The following is a 14454-nucleotide window of genomic DNA, read 5'->3' as shown; positions in this document are numbered from 1 at the left end:
TTCTTTGTGATGGTGGGCGTGTTCTGCGCCCTGATCGATATTCTGTCGGCTAAGGCACTGGTTTACGCCGGCATGTATTACGGTAGCGCCGTCACGATCGGCTTTTTGCTGGGTCTGGTCGCCAATTATGTATTGCATGCAAAAATCACCTTCAAGGTAGCCAGCTCGCATGCGACCATGATGAAGTTCGGCGTGGTCGTTGCCATCAACTATGGATTTACGCTGTTGCTGTCGTATTTCTCGATGCAATTGACCGGCGATTTCCTGGCCGGGAAATTGCTGTCCTTGCCAGTGGTGGCTGCAAACGGATTTTTATTAAGCAAGTATTGGGTATTCAAATGATTTCTTTTTCGCCAGCAAGCGTCGATGCCCAATCGTTGCTGCGCTATGAAGCGCTGTTTACTGCCTGCTTCTCAAAGCAGGACAAATTTTCACCTGCCGCGCTGGCTTGGCTGTATGGGGATAATCCCGATGGCACCGTGGTCGGGTTCGATGCCTATGACGGCGACATTCTTGCTGCCCATTATGTCTGCATTCCCGCCGTAATCCGGGTCAATGGCAAACTGGAAAAAACCCTGTTGTCACTCAATACGGCCACCCATCCCGCCTACCAGGGCAAGGGCATGTTTACCAAGCTGGCCGAGATGACGTACCGGGCCGGTGCCGAACTCGGCTATGGCAGTGTGTATGGCGTGGCCAACGCCAACAGCACACCGGGTTTTGTGCGCAAGCTGGGCTTCCAGTTGGTGCAGCCGCTGACTGCCAGGATCGGCGTTGGCAGTCTGGGCGTCGACCGCGAAACAGCGGCAAGGCAGACGCAGTTCGAACGTGTCTGGAGTGCCGAATCACTGGCATGGCGCTGTGCCAACCCGACCAACCGCATCCATGGCCGCGAACGGAATGATGGCATCGCCTTGCATGCGCAGGCCTTCGGCAAGCTGCTGCCGATCTATGCCGAGTTGCCCCCGATTGCAGGTTTTCAGGGATATTCCCAAGCCAGCCTGTCGCCCCTGCGCCTGTTCCTGGGCCTTACGCCGCACGACGCTGGTGGTTATGTTCGCTATGCTGAAATTCCTGAACGCCTGCGCCCTTCGCCGCTGAATCTGATTTTCCGCTCGCTAACGCCATCGCCAGTGCAATTGGAAGCCGCTCATATCTCCTTCTCATTCCTCGATTTTGATGCGTACTGATCATCGATTCAATGCGGCGCAGCTAAACACCAGCACCGCACCGATCGCGCTGTTCCTGTTTGCGCATCAGGATGACGAATTTGGTGTATTTCAACGGATAGTTGACGAACTGCAGCGCGGACGAAGAGTGATCTGCATGTACCTGACCAGCGGCGTACCGGCAGGCGCTGATCCTGCGCGCCGCAATGCAGAATCACTGGCCGTATTGCACGGTTTGGGCGTGGCGCCCGCCGATATCTGCTTTGCCGGACATGTACTGGCCATTCCCGATGGCGCACTGCAAGAGCATGTTGCCACGGCCGCTACCTGGCTGTCGGCCGAAACAGCGGCGTGGCACGATCTTGCAGTCGTTTACCTGCTGGCCTGGGAGGGTGGACACCCCGATCACGATGTGCTGCACGCCATCGGCTTGCAGGTGTTCGGCGCGCGCCGCCAGGTTCCCGTCTTGCGCCAGTTTGCGCTATATAACGGCAATCGCTGCCCTTGGCAGTTCTTCCGCGTCCTGTCACCGCTGGCGCTGAACGGTGCGGTGGAAACGACGACGATTCCATGGCAACAGCGGTTGCGTTTTCTGCGCCTGTGCCTGCGCTATCCATCGCAGCGCATGACATGGATCGGCCTGCTGCCTTTCGTGCTGTTGCACTACCTGTTCGATGGGCGTCAGGCGTTGCAGCCGGTCGCTGCCGAACGCGTGTTGCAGCGGCCGCATGCGGGGCCGCTGTACTATGAAAAAAGAGGCTTCTCCACATGGCAAACGGTGCAAGCGCGTCTTGCACAATGGCGCGCCGGCCTGCCCTGATGGCTTGACGCCCTGCTATGCCTGCCGCGCGCGCACCGACGGTGACGATGCGCGCGCAGATAACCCGATTCTGTCCTTTACCGCGTCTTATTTATGCCTATTCTCACCAAACGCCTTCTGCACGCCCGGTTTGATCTTGTAAAAATTTTATGTTTGTTGTTTGCTGTCGCGCTCGTGCCGATGGGTATCGGCGCCTGGCATCCGGAGTACCGCAATTGGGGCGGCAGGGGCATGATGGATCTGGCCTTGTGGATTATTTTTTGCACCGCGCTCGCGTATGTCTTGCATCTGGCGCGCGTGCGCGCGAAAGCCATGGTGCTGGCTGGATTCATCGGACTGTATCTGATTGCCGGCGTGGGCTTGGGCCAGGTGGCGGCAACCATCTATTTTTCGATGGCTTCGTATTGCCTTGGGCGCCTGATGTTATATGCGAGCTTCCAGGCAGAGCGGCAGCGCCTGTTACTGGTGGAGTCGCTCGTGCTTGGCGCGGGCAGCTACCTGGCCCTGTTCGGCATGCTTATCCATTTCCCCGTCAATTACGTCAAGGTGTATGTGGCGATCCTGGGCGTGCCTGTCCTGTTGGCCTGGCTGTTCAAGTTGCCGTCGCTGTATGCGCCACGCGCGCTGGACGCCTGGCGCAAAGCCGCAGCACAATGCGACGGCATGTCTTATCCTTTGCTTGTGCTTGCCATTATCGTGATCGGCTATGTGGCGCGGTTTGCGTTCTTTCCCACGTTAAACTATGACGACAACACGACCCACCTGCGCATGTGGACCGTCTTGAGCACGCAGCACATCTTTGACTTCGACGTGCGTTCGCAGATCTGGCTGGTAGCGCCGTTTGCCGTGGACCTGATGCATGCTGTTATTTCGCTTGTGGCCCAGGCGGACGCGCGCGCGGCCATGAACCTGGCCCTGCTGGCTTTTCTGTTGTATTGCATGTGGCAGTTGACGGCGTTGGTCAATCGCCGCCTGAATCAGCGCTTGCTGGTGATCATCTTGTTTGCCACCACACCGTTGCTCGCTGCCTTGCTCACGGGCTTGCAGACGGAGTTGATGCTGGCCGTGCTGGCGACCGCCGGCACCCTGCTGGTGCTTGATCGCCGGCATGGACTGGTCAGTGCCCGCAGTGCGGCGCTGTTGATGATCGCGGCGCTGTGCGCCGCCACCAAGCTGCCTGGCGCCGTGCTGGGCGTGCTGCTGCTGGTGGCATTGCTGCTGGAACGCTTCCTGCAACGCGGCTTGAGGCTGCCTCCGACGCGCAGCGAGCAATGGCTGGCGATGGCGGTCATTTTCCTGGTTGCCAGCGTGGTCGCCTTCCATTCGTACGTAGTGGCCTGGCAGGTCACTGGCAATCCGCTGTTTCCTTTGTATAACGGCTATTTCAAATCGCCTTATTTTGGCCCCTACAATTTTCTCGATACCCGGTATGTCACCGGCGTGTCGTGGAAAAGTTACTGGGACCTGTATTTCAATACCTCGCGCCATTATGAGTCGCGCAATTTCGTGGCAGGGTTTCAGTATTTGCTGTTGTTGCCGCTGGCTGTGGTGCTGTTGCTGATATTTGGCCGCCAGCGTCGAGCGGTGCGCATCTTGCTGCCCATGCTCGGTTTTGGCCTGGTGATGTTTGCGGCCGTACAATATTGGCGTTATCTGTTTCCTGTGTTGCCGCTTGCTTCGGTGCTGATCGGCGCCCTGTTTTATGGCCGCCACGGCGGCGTTCTGCAGACGCGTAGCCGCCAGGCGGTCGCCATCACGCTGCTGGTGTTTGCTGGAATAAACATGTTTTTCTTTCCAGGTATTGGCTGGTATTTTGACAAACCTGCCAGTAAATATTACAGCCATGAAATGCGTGACGAGCTGCTCGATGAATTGATGCCGGAGCAACGTTTCAATGCTTATGTCAACCGGCATGCTCCCGGTGCTGGCGTGTTGTACGAGGATGGACGGCCCTTCGGCGCTACGCTTGAAACCAGCCCGACCTATGTCAACTGGTATGCCCCTGCCACCAAGACGCAAGCCGATGCGATACGTGTACCGGCCGATATGACGGCTTTCCTTGCAACACACAAGATCGGCTACGTGTACTGGGACCTTCGGCAGCCTGTCGATGAAAGCAATGCCTATCGCAGCATGCTGCGTGCGCATCTGGACCGTTTTGGAGAAGCGCTGTCCGTCAAGGGCGATATCGTGATGTATCGCCTGCATGAACACGCCTTGGCATATCGCGATGCCGTGCGCATCGGCGATTTCAAAGCCCATTTCGGTGCTGCGCCGCCGTCGGCCGTCAAGGTCACAAAGACGGGTGAGCTGGTGGTCGGCAATACGCCGCTGGTGGTGGCGGAATTCGATAGCGGGCGGGCCAGTGCGGCGCGTTACAGCGCTAGCATGATGTGTGCCGACAAGAATGGCAGCCTGATCGCGCAGATCAACTGGAATGCCGGTCCGGTTTATTATCGCCTAGTCAAATGCAATCAGGATAATCTGGCGATAGCGGAAACCATCCCTGTGCCACCTGGCGCCAGCCGCGGAACCCTGATCGTGACCAGCCGGGATACGCCATCGCTGACGCTGCGTGAAGTGGCGGTCGGCCTGCGGTAATCGAATGTGGGAATGTGTCGTGGCGTTGCTGCCACGCCACTGCCGGTTTCAGCGATACATCAGGCTGACTCTTTGCCGTGGCAATGCGGGCAAGACACTTCGTACACATACTCGGGCGCCAGCTGCTGGCGTGGCGTCACCACCGCACGGCACACGAAGCACTGCACCGTTTCGGTCGGTTCCAGCTTCGGATTGAGGGCGGTGCGGTAGTCGAACACGAAGCAGTCGCCGGTGTAATGTTCGCCGCCCACTTCCTCGAAATATTTCAAAATGCCGCCATCGAGCTGGTACACGCTGTCGTAGCCGATTTCCTTCATGTGGATGGCGGCTTTTTCGCAGCGGATGCCGCCGGTGCAGAAGGTCACCACGGTCTTGCCTTCGAGCTCATCCTTGTGCGCGGCGGCGACGGCCGGGAATTCCGTAAACTTGTCGATGCGATAATCCAAGGTGTTGTTGAAAGTACCCACGTCGACTTCGAAGGCGTTGCGCGTTTCCATCATCACCACTGGCTTGCCCGCGTCGTCGACGCCGGCGTCCAGCCAGCGCTTGAGCGTGTGCGCGTCGACCGACGGCGCGCGGCCCAGTTCCGGCTTGATCAAGGGCATGCGCATGGTGATGATTTCTTTTTTCAGCTTCACCAGCATGCGCTTGTGCGATTGCTCATTGGATAAACTTTCCTTCCACTCCAGGTCAGCCAGCCGTTCGTCGCTGCGCACCCAGGCGAGAAACGCGTCGATATGCGCGCGCGTGCCCGACAAAAACATATTGATGCCTTCCGGGGTGAGCAGGATGGTGCCCTTCAGCGCCAGCGCCAGGCATTGCTCCTGGTACAGCGGGCGCATGGCTTCCGTATCGTCCAGCGTGATGAATTTATACGCTGCAATATTGACAAAAGAATCGGCAGGCGCGGCCGCCACAGGGCTGGCGGCGGTGGAAATGGCGGGGGTGGCGTGTATATCGGAATGCATGATGGCGATCGGATTGGACTGAACAGCCGATATTATAAGCCCGCCGGGCCAGCCACGATACCCGGCCGATGGCCGCGACGCGGTAGAATAGACCCCATTGAATTTTGCACGATGGGTACACAAAGATGGAAATGGTAATGCAGCAAGCCGGCGCTCCGGCAACGGTCAGGCCCGCCGCGCAAGGCCCGGGATTCGTCCACCTGCGCGTGCACTCGGAGTACTCGATCGTCGACGGCCTGGTGCGCATCGACGACGTGGTGGGCGCCGCCGCCAAGGACAAGCAGGCGGCGCTGGCCGTCACCGACCTGTCGAACCTGTTCGGCATGGTGAAGTTCTACAAGGCCGCGCGCGGCAAGGGCATCAAGCCCGTGGTCGGCGTCGATGTGTGGATTACCAACGACGATAACCGCGAAAAACCGTCGCGCCTGCTGCTGCTGGCAAAAAACCGCATGGGCTATCTGCAACTGTGCGAACTGCTGTCGACCGCCTGGCTGACGAATCAGTACAAGGGCCGCGCCGAAGTGCGCATCGAATGGCTGCAGGCGCTGGCCAGCAATACTTATGACTTATACCCGGGCGAAAGCGCGGCCAATGGCCTGATCGTGTTGTCGGGCGCGCATTTTGGCGACGTTGGTATCGCGATTGAAAACGGCAACCTGGCGTTGGCAGAACGCAACGCCCAGCGCTGGGCCGAGATCTTCCCTGGCCATTTTTATATCGAAATCCAGCGCGGCGGCCAGGCCAACCAGGAAGCGCAGGTGCGCCATGCGGTGGCGCTGGCGTCCAAGCTGGGCTTGCCGGTGGTGGCCACCCATCCGGTGCAATTCATTTCGCCCGAAGAATTCATCGCCCACGAAGCGCGCACCTGTATCGCCGAAGGCGAGATGCTGGCCAACGCCAAGCGCGTGAAACGTTTCAACGACAGCCAGCGCTTCATGTCGCAGGCGGAAATGCAGGAGTTGTTCGCCGACCTGCCGGCCGCGCTGGCCAACTCGGTCGAGATCGCCAAGCGCTGCAACCTGACCCTGACCCTGGGCAAGCCGCAGTTGCCGAATTTCCCCACGCCGCCGGGCATGACGATCGATGAATTCCTGGTGGCCGAATCGCAGGCCGGCCTGGAGAAGCGCCTGCTGCAGCTGTACCCGAATGAAGAGCGGCGCGAGAAGGAGCGGCCACGCTACGAGGCACGGCTGAAATTCGAAACCGATACGATTTGCAACATGAAGTTCCCCGGCTACTTTTTGATCGTGGCCGAGTTTATCCAGTGGGCCAAGGAAAACGGCGTGCCGGTCGGGCCGGGCCGGGGCTCGGGCGCGGGTTCGCTGGTCGCGTATTCGTTGCTGATTACCGACCTCGATCCGCTGCAATACAACCTGCTGTTCGAGCGCTTCTTGAATCCCGAACGCGTCTCGATGCCCGACTTCGATATCGACTTTTGCCAGGAAGGGCGCGACCGCGTCATCCAGCACGTCAAGGATCTGTACGGCAAGGAGGCGGTCTCGCAGATCGCCACCTTCGGTACCATGGCGGCCAAGGGCGCGATCCGCGACGTCGGCCGCGTGATGGACTTCGGCTATAACTTCTGCGACGGCATCTCCAAGCTGATCCCGTTCAAGCCGGGCAAACCGGTCAGCATCGCCGACGCCATCGAAGAGGAACCGCTGCTCAAGGAGCGCCAGGAAAACGAGGAAGAGGTCAGGCAGCTGCTGGACCTGGCGCAGCAGGTCGAGGGCATTACCCGCAATATCGGCATGCACGCGGGGGGCGTCTTGATCGCGCCGGGCAAGCTGACCGACTTCTGCCCGCTGTACACGCAGGGCGGCGATTCGGGCGTGGTCTCGCAGTACGACAAGGACGACGTGGAGGCCGTCGGCCTGGTGAAGTTCGACTTTTTGGGCCTGACCACGCTGACCATTCTCGACCGCGCGGTGCGCTACATCAAGCAGCTCGACCCGGCCCAGGCCAATTTTGATCTGGCGACCTTGCCGCTGAACGACAAGCCCTCGTATGACCTGTTGACCAAGGCCAAGACCGTGGCCGTGTTCCAGCTGGAGTCGCGCGGCATGCAGGGCATGCTGAAAGACGCGCGTCCCGACCGCTTCGAAGACATTATCGCGCTGGTGGCCTTGTACCGTCCGGGCCCGATGGATCTGATTCCCGATTTTTGCAAGCGCAAGCACGGCGAGCGCTTTGACTACCCCGATCCGCGCACCGAATCGATTCTGTCCGAAACCTACGGCATCATGGTGTACCAGGAGCAGGTGATGCAGATGGCACAGATCGTCGGCGGCTATTCGCTGGGCGGCGCCGACATGCTGCGCCGCGCGATGGGTAAAAAGAAGGCCGAAGAGATGGCCGAGCACCGCGAGATCTTCCGCGCCGGTGCGGCGAAAGACGGCCTGACGGCTGAAAAAGCCGACGAGATCTTCGACTTGATGGAAAAGTTCGCCGGCTACGGTTTCAATAAATCGCACGCCGCCGCCTACGCCCTGCTGTCCTACCACACGGCCTACCTGAAGCAGCACCACACGGCCGCCTTCATGGCCGCCAACTTGTCGCTGGCGATGGACGACACCGACAAGATCAAGATCCTGGTGGAAGACTCGCTGGACATCTGCAAGCTGACCTTGTTGCCGCCGGACATCAACGAATCCGATTACCGCTTCACGCCGAGCGGCGAAGCGCCTTCGGTGAGTGGCAAGAAAGTCACGCAGATCCGCTACGGCCTTGGCGCCGTCAAGGGCTCGGGACAGAACGCGATCGAGGCCATCATTGCCGCGCGCACGGCGGGCGGGCCGTTTGTCAGCCTGTTCGATTTCTGCAAGCGGGTCGACAAGAAGCAGATCAACCGCCGCACCATCGAATCCCTGATCCGCAGCGGCGCCTTCGACTGCCTGAAGGTCGACCGCGCGATCTTGCTGGCCTCGGTCGCGTTCGCCATGGAATGCGCCGACCAGGCCGCCAAGGCGGCCAACCAGGTCAGCCTGTTCGGCGGCGACGACAGCGACATGGTGGCGCCGCCCGAGTACGTCAAGGCGCAGCCGTGGACCGACAAGCAGCGCCTGACTGAAGAAAAGATTGCCCTGGGCTTTTATCTGTCCGGCCATCTGTTCGATTCGTATGCGCCCGAAGCGCGCCGCTTTGCCCGCACCAAGCTGTCGGACCTGTCGCCGTCGCGCGAGCCGCGCATGATGGCCGGCGTGATCACCGGCCTGCGCACGCAGATGACGCAGCGCGGCAAGATCGTCATCGTCACCCTGGACGACAAGAGCGGCACGGTGGAAGTGACGGTGTACAGCGAATTGTTCGAGCAGAACAAGAAGATCTTCAAGGAAGACGAATTCCTGGCGGTGGTGGGCAAGGTCTCGGAAGACCGTTTTTCGGGTGGCTTGCGCATCATGGCCGAGAGCGCTTTCGATATTATCTCGGCGCGCGTGCAGTATGGCCGCCAGCTGGGCTTGACCCTGCCGACCACGCTCGACATGAAGCGCATCAGCGACGTCTTGATGCCGTACCGCGCCCAGGATGGCTTGCCGATCGCGGCCAAGGTCAGCCCGCAAGGCGTCAGTTGCGTGTTGCAGTTCGGCGATGAGTGGAAGGTCGCGCCATCGGATGAGTTGCAGACGGCGCTGGTGCAGCAGCTGGGCGCGCAGGAAGTGGAAGTGGAATACTGAGGCGTCTAGCCTTGGAAGAAAAAAAAGCCGGACCGTGAAGGTCCGGCTTTTTTTTACAGTGAAACCTTACATATCCTTGAGGCTGGTGATCGCATAGCCTTTTGCCGCGATCTGCTGCAGCGGATGTTCGATATGGTAGTCGGGCAAGGCCTGGGCATCGTCGGCCACTTCGCTGGCCTGGGTTTCCAGTTGCCAGTCGGTGCTCGTGACTTCTTCGGGAATGATCTTTCCTTCTGGCACGGCGAGATAGGAAAAAATGCCATCGTGTTCGGCTCGACGGTAGATATCGACGCGCATGACTTGCCTCCTTGTAAGCGTTAGGGGAAACGGCGCACCTGGCGTGCCAACCGATCGTGCTAGCGTAACAGGAATGCGGGGAGCATGCTTTTTGTCTGCGTGCTGTGGGAAAAACGGTGGTAGAGGCTGGGGAGGCGTGGCTGGGCGCGGGGGCGGGGCGCCGGGCTTGCTGGGGCAGGGGTCAGGCGACGGCGGCGGGCGCGAGTTGATGCTGGGAATCGTTGGCGGCAGGGGCGATGCCGCACAGGGAAACCGCGACACTATGGTTGTCGAGGCCGCTACGCAAGGTCGCGATCATGGTCAGGGTCAGTTCATGGCGTTTGCGTGCTTCCGAGCGTTTTTTCGAGGCGATCTCATCGAGCATCAGCGGCGGCATGTTTTCACACGGCAGTTCAAAATCGCCATCGCGTCGCGCCTGGGCGCCCAGTTCTTGCCAGACACTGTCGTAGTCGGCCATCAGGCGGCCATGTTTTTTCGCCGAATGGTGCACCGTGCGATTGTCATTGCCGACCAAAATCATGGTGCGGCAGCCATGTTCCCAGGCCAGCTGGCGCGCCAGGCGCATCATCAGGAACTTGGGACGCATGCCGTGCAGGTCGCGCGTTGCTTCGCGCACGCGGCGCAAGCTTTCCTCGCCCCTGGGTCCCTGGAGACAGCCGATGCGCACGCCCAGCTCCATCGGTGCGCGCGTGCGGCAGCCGAAAAAGGTAAACACCACCGCATACAGCATCTCGCCGCCGTGCATCAGTTGCAGCACCATTTCGCCTTCGCGGTCCATGCACGACAGCGATGTCAACTGCAGGTGGTACAGCTCGCCGGACTTGCCTGCGACCGAACCGAGCAGCACCGGCTGGTGCGCCGCGTCCACCATCAGCTTGCCCCAGCCTTGTTGCAGGATAAAGCGGTAGTGATCGACCAGCAAGGCCACGCGCTGGCTGCAGGACAGGGTTTTGCTCAGGTAATGACGGTAGACCTTGTGCATCATGCGTGGATAGGCCCGCAGCAAGTCCTGGAACACGGGATGGGAGTTGAGCAGCTGCAGCCAGATGCGTGTCTCGCGCTGTTGCAAACGGGCCCGCAATTGCAGCTTGAGCAGTTCGCGCAGGCGCGCGAAGCCGGGCGGCATATTGGTCAGGCCGGCATGCAGGGTAATGGCTTGTGTCATGGACAGTCCTTGGGTAAGAAAACGAGGGGAAGGCGGGAACGTCAAGTCGAGGGCGGGCCGCCGAAGCCGTCGGCGTCGGCCAGCAGTACCGTGGCGCTGCGCGTGGCGCGCGCCAGCCTGTGCGCCAGGGTGTCGGCAAAGTGGCGCTGCCAGGAGCTGTTTTTCAGAACCGGCAAAACGATTTCATGGCAGCCGAGCAGCTCGGCGGTATCGAGGATGGTGAACAGGCGTTCGCCCGAGAAAATATGGGTGCTGAAGGAAAGATGCGAGCGGCTCAGGTACAGGCCGGCTTCACGCATCAGTTGCGCGGCGGCGTCATTGTCGTCCTGGCCATGGATGGCGGTGCCGTCGGCATGTTGCGCCAGCGGTGGCGTCACATGCAGCAGGCTGACATGGACATGGATGCCCCACTCGCGCAAGCGCCTGGCGTAGCGCGCGCCGTAGACGATGTCGCCGACGCGCTTGACCGGCAGCAGCAATTGCAGCGTTGCCTGGCCGCTGCCGGCCGCACTTGCCGCATGCTCGGTGGCATGCGCATGGCGTGGCGGAACAGGGTGTGCAGCTTGCATGGATGGGTGCCGTTGTCAGGAAAACGGCCCCATCTTAGCCAGCGTCTTTGCCCCTGTAAATTGGCGAAATGGCGTACGGGCTTCCCTTATGACAGGGGATTTTTAATACCGGTAAGTGACATACACGGCGCCCATCGGCGCAGTCTTGCGCTGCACGATGGGACTCTTCGCTGCGTCGCCGAGACGCCGTTCCACGCCCAGCACGGTGTTGACGCCCCAGCTTGCATCGATGCGGTGTTCCCAGCTGACGCTGGCCTGCGCTTCATGAAAACCGCCCTTCGGCGTGTACTGGCGAAATGCCGTCCTGGCCGCCTGCGCCGCCGTCACGCCATACATGGTTTGCAGATATTTCTTTTCGCCCCAGCTCGTTTGCAGGCCCAGGCTGACCGTGTCTTGCGGCACGCCACGGCCGTCCTTGCGGCTGTACACCTGGCCGCTGGCGCCCAGCTGCACCGTGGCGCCGTTCTCGCGGTGGTTGAGCGGAATATCGCCAGCCACGCTCAGCTGCAGGCCGGGCAGGGGCGAGTAGCCCAGGCTCAGCAAGGCGCTGGCATTGCCTTCGACCTTGCCCATGCCTTTCAGGTAGTCGCTGCCGGCCAGGCCGCGCAAGCCCTTGCGCTGGTGGTCGGCCCGTTCGCCGCGGTAACCGAGCGCGGCGCTGTAGCTGAAGGCGCCGGCCTGGCCGCCATAGCCGAGGCCGCGCATGGTGCTGGCAAAAAAGCCGTTGGCCATGCTGTAGTCGAGCACGATGAGGGGCATGACCTTGGTCCGGTCGTCGCCCGCATAGGGGCTGCCGGCGGCCACGCCGGCGCCGACGGTCAGGACGTTGCCGCTGGTGTCGCCGGCACTGTCGCCGGCCGCCAGCGCGGACAGGGGCAGGCACAGCAGGCCGGCCAGGGTCAGCAGGGTGGATGATTGCATGGTGGTTTCCTTCAGATGGAGAACCGAGTCCCGTATGGCTCGATTGACAGTGCGCATTATGAAACGTTGCCTTGAAGTAAAGCTGAACCTTGCCTGAGGAATGCATGAAGATTGCATGAAGAACCGTTCTTTACCTGTTCTTCAGCTTGCAATGGTTTAATACCGTTCATGAAAATATTGTTGATCGAAGACGACATGGACCTGGGCAACGGCGTGCGGATTGCCTTGCGCGACCAGGGCATGCAGGTGGTGTGGGTGCGCACCCTGGACGACGCGGCTCGCAGCATCGAACACGACAGATGCGAGCTGGTGCTGCTCGACCTGGGCCTGCCCGATGGCGACGGCCTGGACTTGCTGGCGCGGCTGCGTGCGGCGCGCTTGCCGGTGCTGATCCTCAGCGCCCGCGATACCCTGGAGCAGCGCCTGCGCGGCCTCGATGGCGGCGCCGACGATTACCTGGTGAAACCGTTCGTGCTGGCCGAACTGCTGTCGCGCGTGCGCGCGCTGGCGCGCCGCAGCTACGGTTTTGACGGCGATACCATCGAGCTGCGCGGCCTGCTGCTGCAGGTGCCGACGCGCCGGGTCAGCGTGCACGGGCGTGCGGTGGAACTGACGGCCAGCGAATATGCCTTGCTGAAAACCCTGCTGATGCGCGCCAACCGCGTCATCACACGCCGCGTGCTGGAAGAACATATCTTGCCGGGCGGCCTGGCCAATGCCAGCAATACGCTCGACGTGCATATGGGGAACTTGCGCCGCAAGATAGGCGAGGGCTATATCCGCACCGTGCGCGGGGTCGGCTATGTGATCGACCAGCAGGGCGACACGGCATGAGGGGCCTGCTGCTGCGCGGCTGGGCCATGTTGCGCCGGCCGACGCTGGTGCGCCGCCTGCTGATGGCGCAGATGCTGATGCTGACCGTGCTGTGGAGCATGGCGGTGGCTTTTGTGCTGGTCGAAGGCTCCGATGAAGACAGCAGCATCAGCCGTGGCGCGCTGCGCGCCGTGATCAGCGTGGCCGACAACCTGGCCGACCAGCCGCAGCGCCAGCACGACAGCCTGCTCGCGATCGATGAGGCGCTGCGCGAAGAATTCGTCGATGGCGAACTGCCGGAACTGGCGCCGCTGACGCTGGTGTGGCGCGATGGCCAGCTGATCTACCGCTCGCCCGGCGCGCCGGACGGCATCCGCAGCGCCGGCCCGGTCGAGACCGAAGTGGTGCGGATCAAGGGCCAGCCCTGGCACACGCGCACGCTGGCCGAGGGCGCCACGCGGGTGACCATACTGGAAGCGGGCGGACCGTGGCAGTTTTTCATCACCATCAATTCACGCGGCTATTATCTGCTGCCCTTGCTGATCAGCCTGCCATTCCTGCTGCTGCCGGCCTGGCTGTCGATCCGCCTGGCCCTGCGGCCTTGGCGCAAGGTGGCGCAGGAAGTGTCGGCCCGCGGCCCGCGCGACCTGCGTCCGCTGGCCTTCAAGCCGCCGCATGGCGAGCTGGCGGCGCTGGTCGACAGCATCAATGCCTTGCTGCAGCGGGTCGACGCCAGCGCCGCGCGCGAACGCAGTTTCATCGCCGACGCCACGCACGAGCTGCGCACGCCGCTGGCGGCGATGCGCATCAATGTGGAGGCCTTGCAGGGCCAGGCACGCGATCCGCGCCAGCAGGAATTGCTCGACGGTATCTTGAACAGCAATAACCGCGCGGCGCGGCTGGTGGGGCAGTTGCTGCAGCTCACGCGCAGCGAGGTGCAGGCCGAAGCCGGTGAGCAGGCCGCGCCGCAGGCGCTCGACGTGTTGCTGCAGGACCGGCTGGCGGCCCTGTCCTGCCTGGCGCAGGCAGGCGGCATCGAGCTGGAATTGCAGGCCGCCGTGCCCCTCTGCGTACCGGGCCAGCGGGAGAGCCTGGTGTCGCTGATCGACAACCTGGTGGAAAACGCCGTCAAGTACAGTCCGCGCGGCGGCAGCGTGACGGTGGCGCTGCATGCGCAGGGCGATCACGCCGTACTGCACGTGGCCGACCAGGGGCCCGGCATTCCGGCCGCCCTGCATGCGCGCGTGTTCGACCGTTTTTTCCGCGCGCCCCAACAAGACCAGCCCGGTAGCGGCCTGGGCCTGTCCATCGTCGCCGCGGTGGTGGCGCAGCATGGCGGCGGCATTGCGCTGCACCAGGCCGATGGTGGCCAAGGGCTGCTGGTGGAAGTGCGCTTGCCGCTGGCGCGCATGCCTGCGCCACGGATTGCATAAGTATTATTATCTGTGCTTGAAATG

At 61.7% G+C, this 14454-nt stretch carries 12 protein-coding genes; 7 read left to right on the top strand and 5 right to left on the bottom strand.

The genetic code is table 11. The features are described 5' to 3' along the window. Positions 1-9: 9 nt before the first annotated feature. From ACP7B7_RS04105 to ACP7B7_RS04090, 4 genes are all read left to right on the top strand, one after another. Positions 10-342: a GtrA family protein gene (locus ACP7B7_RS04105; protein WP_426075817.1), complete on the top strand. Its 333-nt coding sequence runs from the start codon at positions 10-12 to the stop codon at positions 340-342. Continuing rightward, complete coding sequence (locus ACP7B7_RS04100) at positions 339-1190, top strand: GNAT family N-acetyltransferase (protein ID WP_426075816.1); 852 nt, start codon at positions 339-341, stop codon at positions 1188-1190. Before ACP7B7_RS04105 ends, ACP7B7_RS04100 begins: the two co-directional genes overlap by 4 nt. Beyond that, complete coding sequence (locus tag ACP7B7_RS04095; RefSeq protein WP_426075815.1) at positions 1180-1989, top strand: PIG-L deacetylase family protein; 810 nt, start codon at positions 1180-1182, stop codon at positions 1987-1989. Before ACP7B7_RS04100 ends, ACP7B7_RS04095 begins: the two co-directional genes overlap by 11 nt. Positions 1990-2142: 153 nt before the next feature. Beyond that, positions 2143-4590 (top strand): hypothetical protein, encoded by a 2448-nt coding sequence (locus tag ACP7B7_RS04090; RefSeq protein ID WP_426075814.1) that lies wholly within the window; start codon positions 2143-2145, stop codon positions 4588-4590. Between the two features lie 59 nt (positions 4591-4649). On the opposite strand, the gene ACP7B7_RS04085 is transcribed toward ACP7B7_RS04090, so the two are convergent. Next, on the bottom strand, positions 4650-5558 hold the full coding sequence (locus tag ACP7B7_RS04085) for a sulfurtransferase (protein ID WP_426075813.1): 909 nt from the start codon (positions 5556-5558) through the stop codon (positions 4650-4652). Positions 5559-5695: 137 nt separating this feature from the next. Between ACP7B7_RS04085 and dnaE the strand changes: the two genes are divergently transcribed. Beyond that, positions 5696-9232, top strand: a complete 3537-nt coding sequence (gene dnaE / locus ACP7B7_RS04080) for a DNA polymerase III subunit alpha (protein WP_426075812.1) — start codon at positions 5696-5698, stop codon at positions 9230-9232. A 66-nt stretch (positions 9233-9298) separates the two neighbouring features. On the opposite strand, the gene ACP7B7_RS04075 is transcribed toward dnaE, so the two are convergent. The 4 genes from ACP7B7_RS04075 to ACP7B7_RS04060 form a co-directional block, all read right to left on the bottom strand. Beyond that, complete coding sequence (locus ACP7B7_RS04075; RefSeq protein WP_094441797.1) at positions 9299-9529, bottom strand: DUF6139 family protein; 231 nt, start codon at positions 9527-9529, stop codon at positions 9299-9301. 181 nt (positions 9530-9710) lie between these two features. Beyond that, positions 9711-10694: a VirK/YbjX family protein gene (locus ACP7B7_RS04070; protein ID WP_426075811.1), complete on the bottom strand. Its 984-nt coding sequence runs from the start codon at positions 10692-10694 to the stop codon at positions 9711-9713. A gap of 41 nt (positions 10695-10735) precedes the next feature. Further along, positions 10736-11263 carry a hypothetical protein gene (locus ACP7B7_RS04065; protein ID WP_426075810.1) on the bottom strand — a complete coding sequence of 176 codons (528 nt, stop codon included), beginning with the start codon at positions 11261-11263 and terminating at the stop codon, positions 10736-10738. Positions 11264-11365: 102 nt separating this feature from the next. Then, the gene (locus ACP7B7_RS04060) at positions 11366-12184 is read right to left on the bottom strand and encodes a MipA/OmpV family protein (protein ID WP_426075809.1); all 819 of its coding nucleotides are present in this window, start codon (positions 12182-12184) and stop codon (positions 11366-11368) included. 168 nt (positions 12185-12352) lie between these two features. On the opposite strand from ACP7B7_RS04060, the gene ACP7B7_RS04055 reads away from it, so the two are divergent. Beyond that, on the top strand, positions 12353-13018 hold the full coding sequence (locus ACP7B7_RS04055; protein WP_426075808.1) for a response regulator: 666 nt from the start codon (positions 12353-12355) through the stop codon (positions 13016-13018). Continuing rightward, positions 13015-14430: an ATP-binding protein gene (locus ACP7B7_RS04050; protein ID WP_308924647.1), complete on the top strand. Its 1416-nt coding sequence runs from the start codon at positions 13015-13017 to the stop codon at positions 14428-14430. The genes ACP7B7_RS04055 and ACP7B7_RS04050 overlap by 4 nt, the downstream gene beginning before the upstream one ends. The last annotated feature ends 24 nt before the right edge of the window (positions 14431-14454 follow it).

The organism is Janthinobacterium sp. PSPC3-1, from assembly GCF_049896105.1.
Lineage (GTDB): Bacteria > Pseudomonadota > Gammaproteobacteria > Burkholderiales > Burkholderiaceae_D > Janthinobacterium.
The sequence above is the reverse complement of the archived record's forward strand: the minus strand, read 5'-3'. Positions and strand labels throughout refer to the sequence as shown.

Excerpts from the sequence above, each read along its gene's own strand:
- ACP7B7_RS04095 (WP_426075815.1), top strand. The coding sequence starts at position 1,180 with ATGCGTACTGATCATCGATTCAATGCGGCGCAGCTAAACACCAGCACC.
- ACP7B7_RS04105 (WP_426075817.1), top strand. The coding sequence starts at position 10 with ATGGTGGGCGTGTTCTGCGCCCTGATCGATATTCTGTCGGCTAAGGCA.
- ACP7B7_RS04065 (WP_426075810.1), bottom strand. The coding sequence starts at position 11,263 with ATGCAAGCTGCACACCCTGTTCCGCCACGCCATGCGCATGCCACCGAG.
- ACP7B7_RS04060 (WP_426075809.1), bottom strand. The coding sequence starts at position 12,184 with ATGCAATCATCCACCCTGCTGACCCTGGCCGGCCTGCTGTGCCTGCCC.
- ACP7B7_RS04050 (WP_308924647.1), top strand. The coding sequence starts at position 13,015 with ATGAGGGGCCTGCTGCTGCGCGGCTGGGCCATGTTGCGCCGGCCGACG.
- ACP7B7_RS04070 (WP_426075811.1), bottom strand. The coding sequence starts at position 10,694 with ATGACACAAGCCATTACCCTGCATGCCGGCCTGACCAATATGCCGCCC.
- ACP7B7_RS04100 (WP_426075816.1), top strand. The coding sequence starts at position 339 with ATGATTTCTTTTTCGCCAGCAAGCGTCGATGCCCAATCGTTGCTGCGC.
- dnaE (WP_426075812.1), top strand. The coding sequence starts at position 5,696 with ATGCAGCAAGCCGGCGCTCCGGCAACGGTCAGGCCCGCCGCGCAAGGC.
- ACP7B7_RS04075 (WP_094441797.1), bottom strand. The coding sequence starts at position 9,529 with ATGCGCGTCGATATCTACCGTCGAGCCGAACACGATGGCATTTTTTCC.
- ACP7B7_RS04055 (WP_426075808.1), top strand. The coding sequence starts at position 12,353 with ATGAAAATATTGTTGATCGAAGACGACATGGACCTGGGCAACGGCGTG.
- ACP7B7_RS04085 (WP_426075813.1), bottom strand. The coding sequence starts at position 5,558 with ATGCATTCCGATATACACGCCACCCCCGCCATTTCCACCGCCGCCAGC.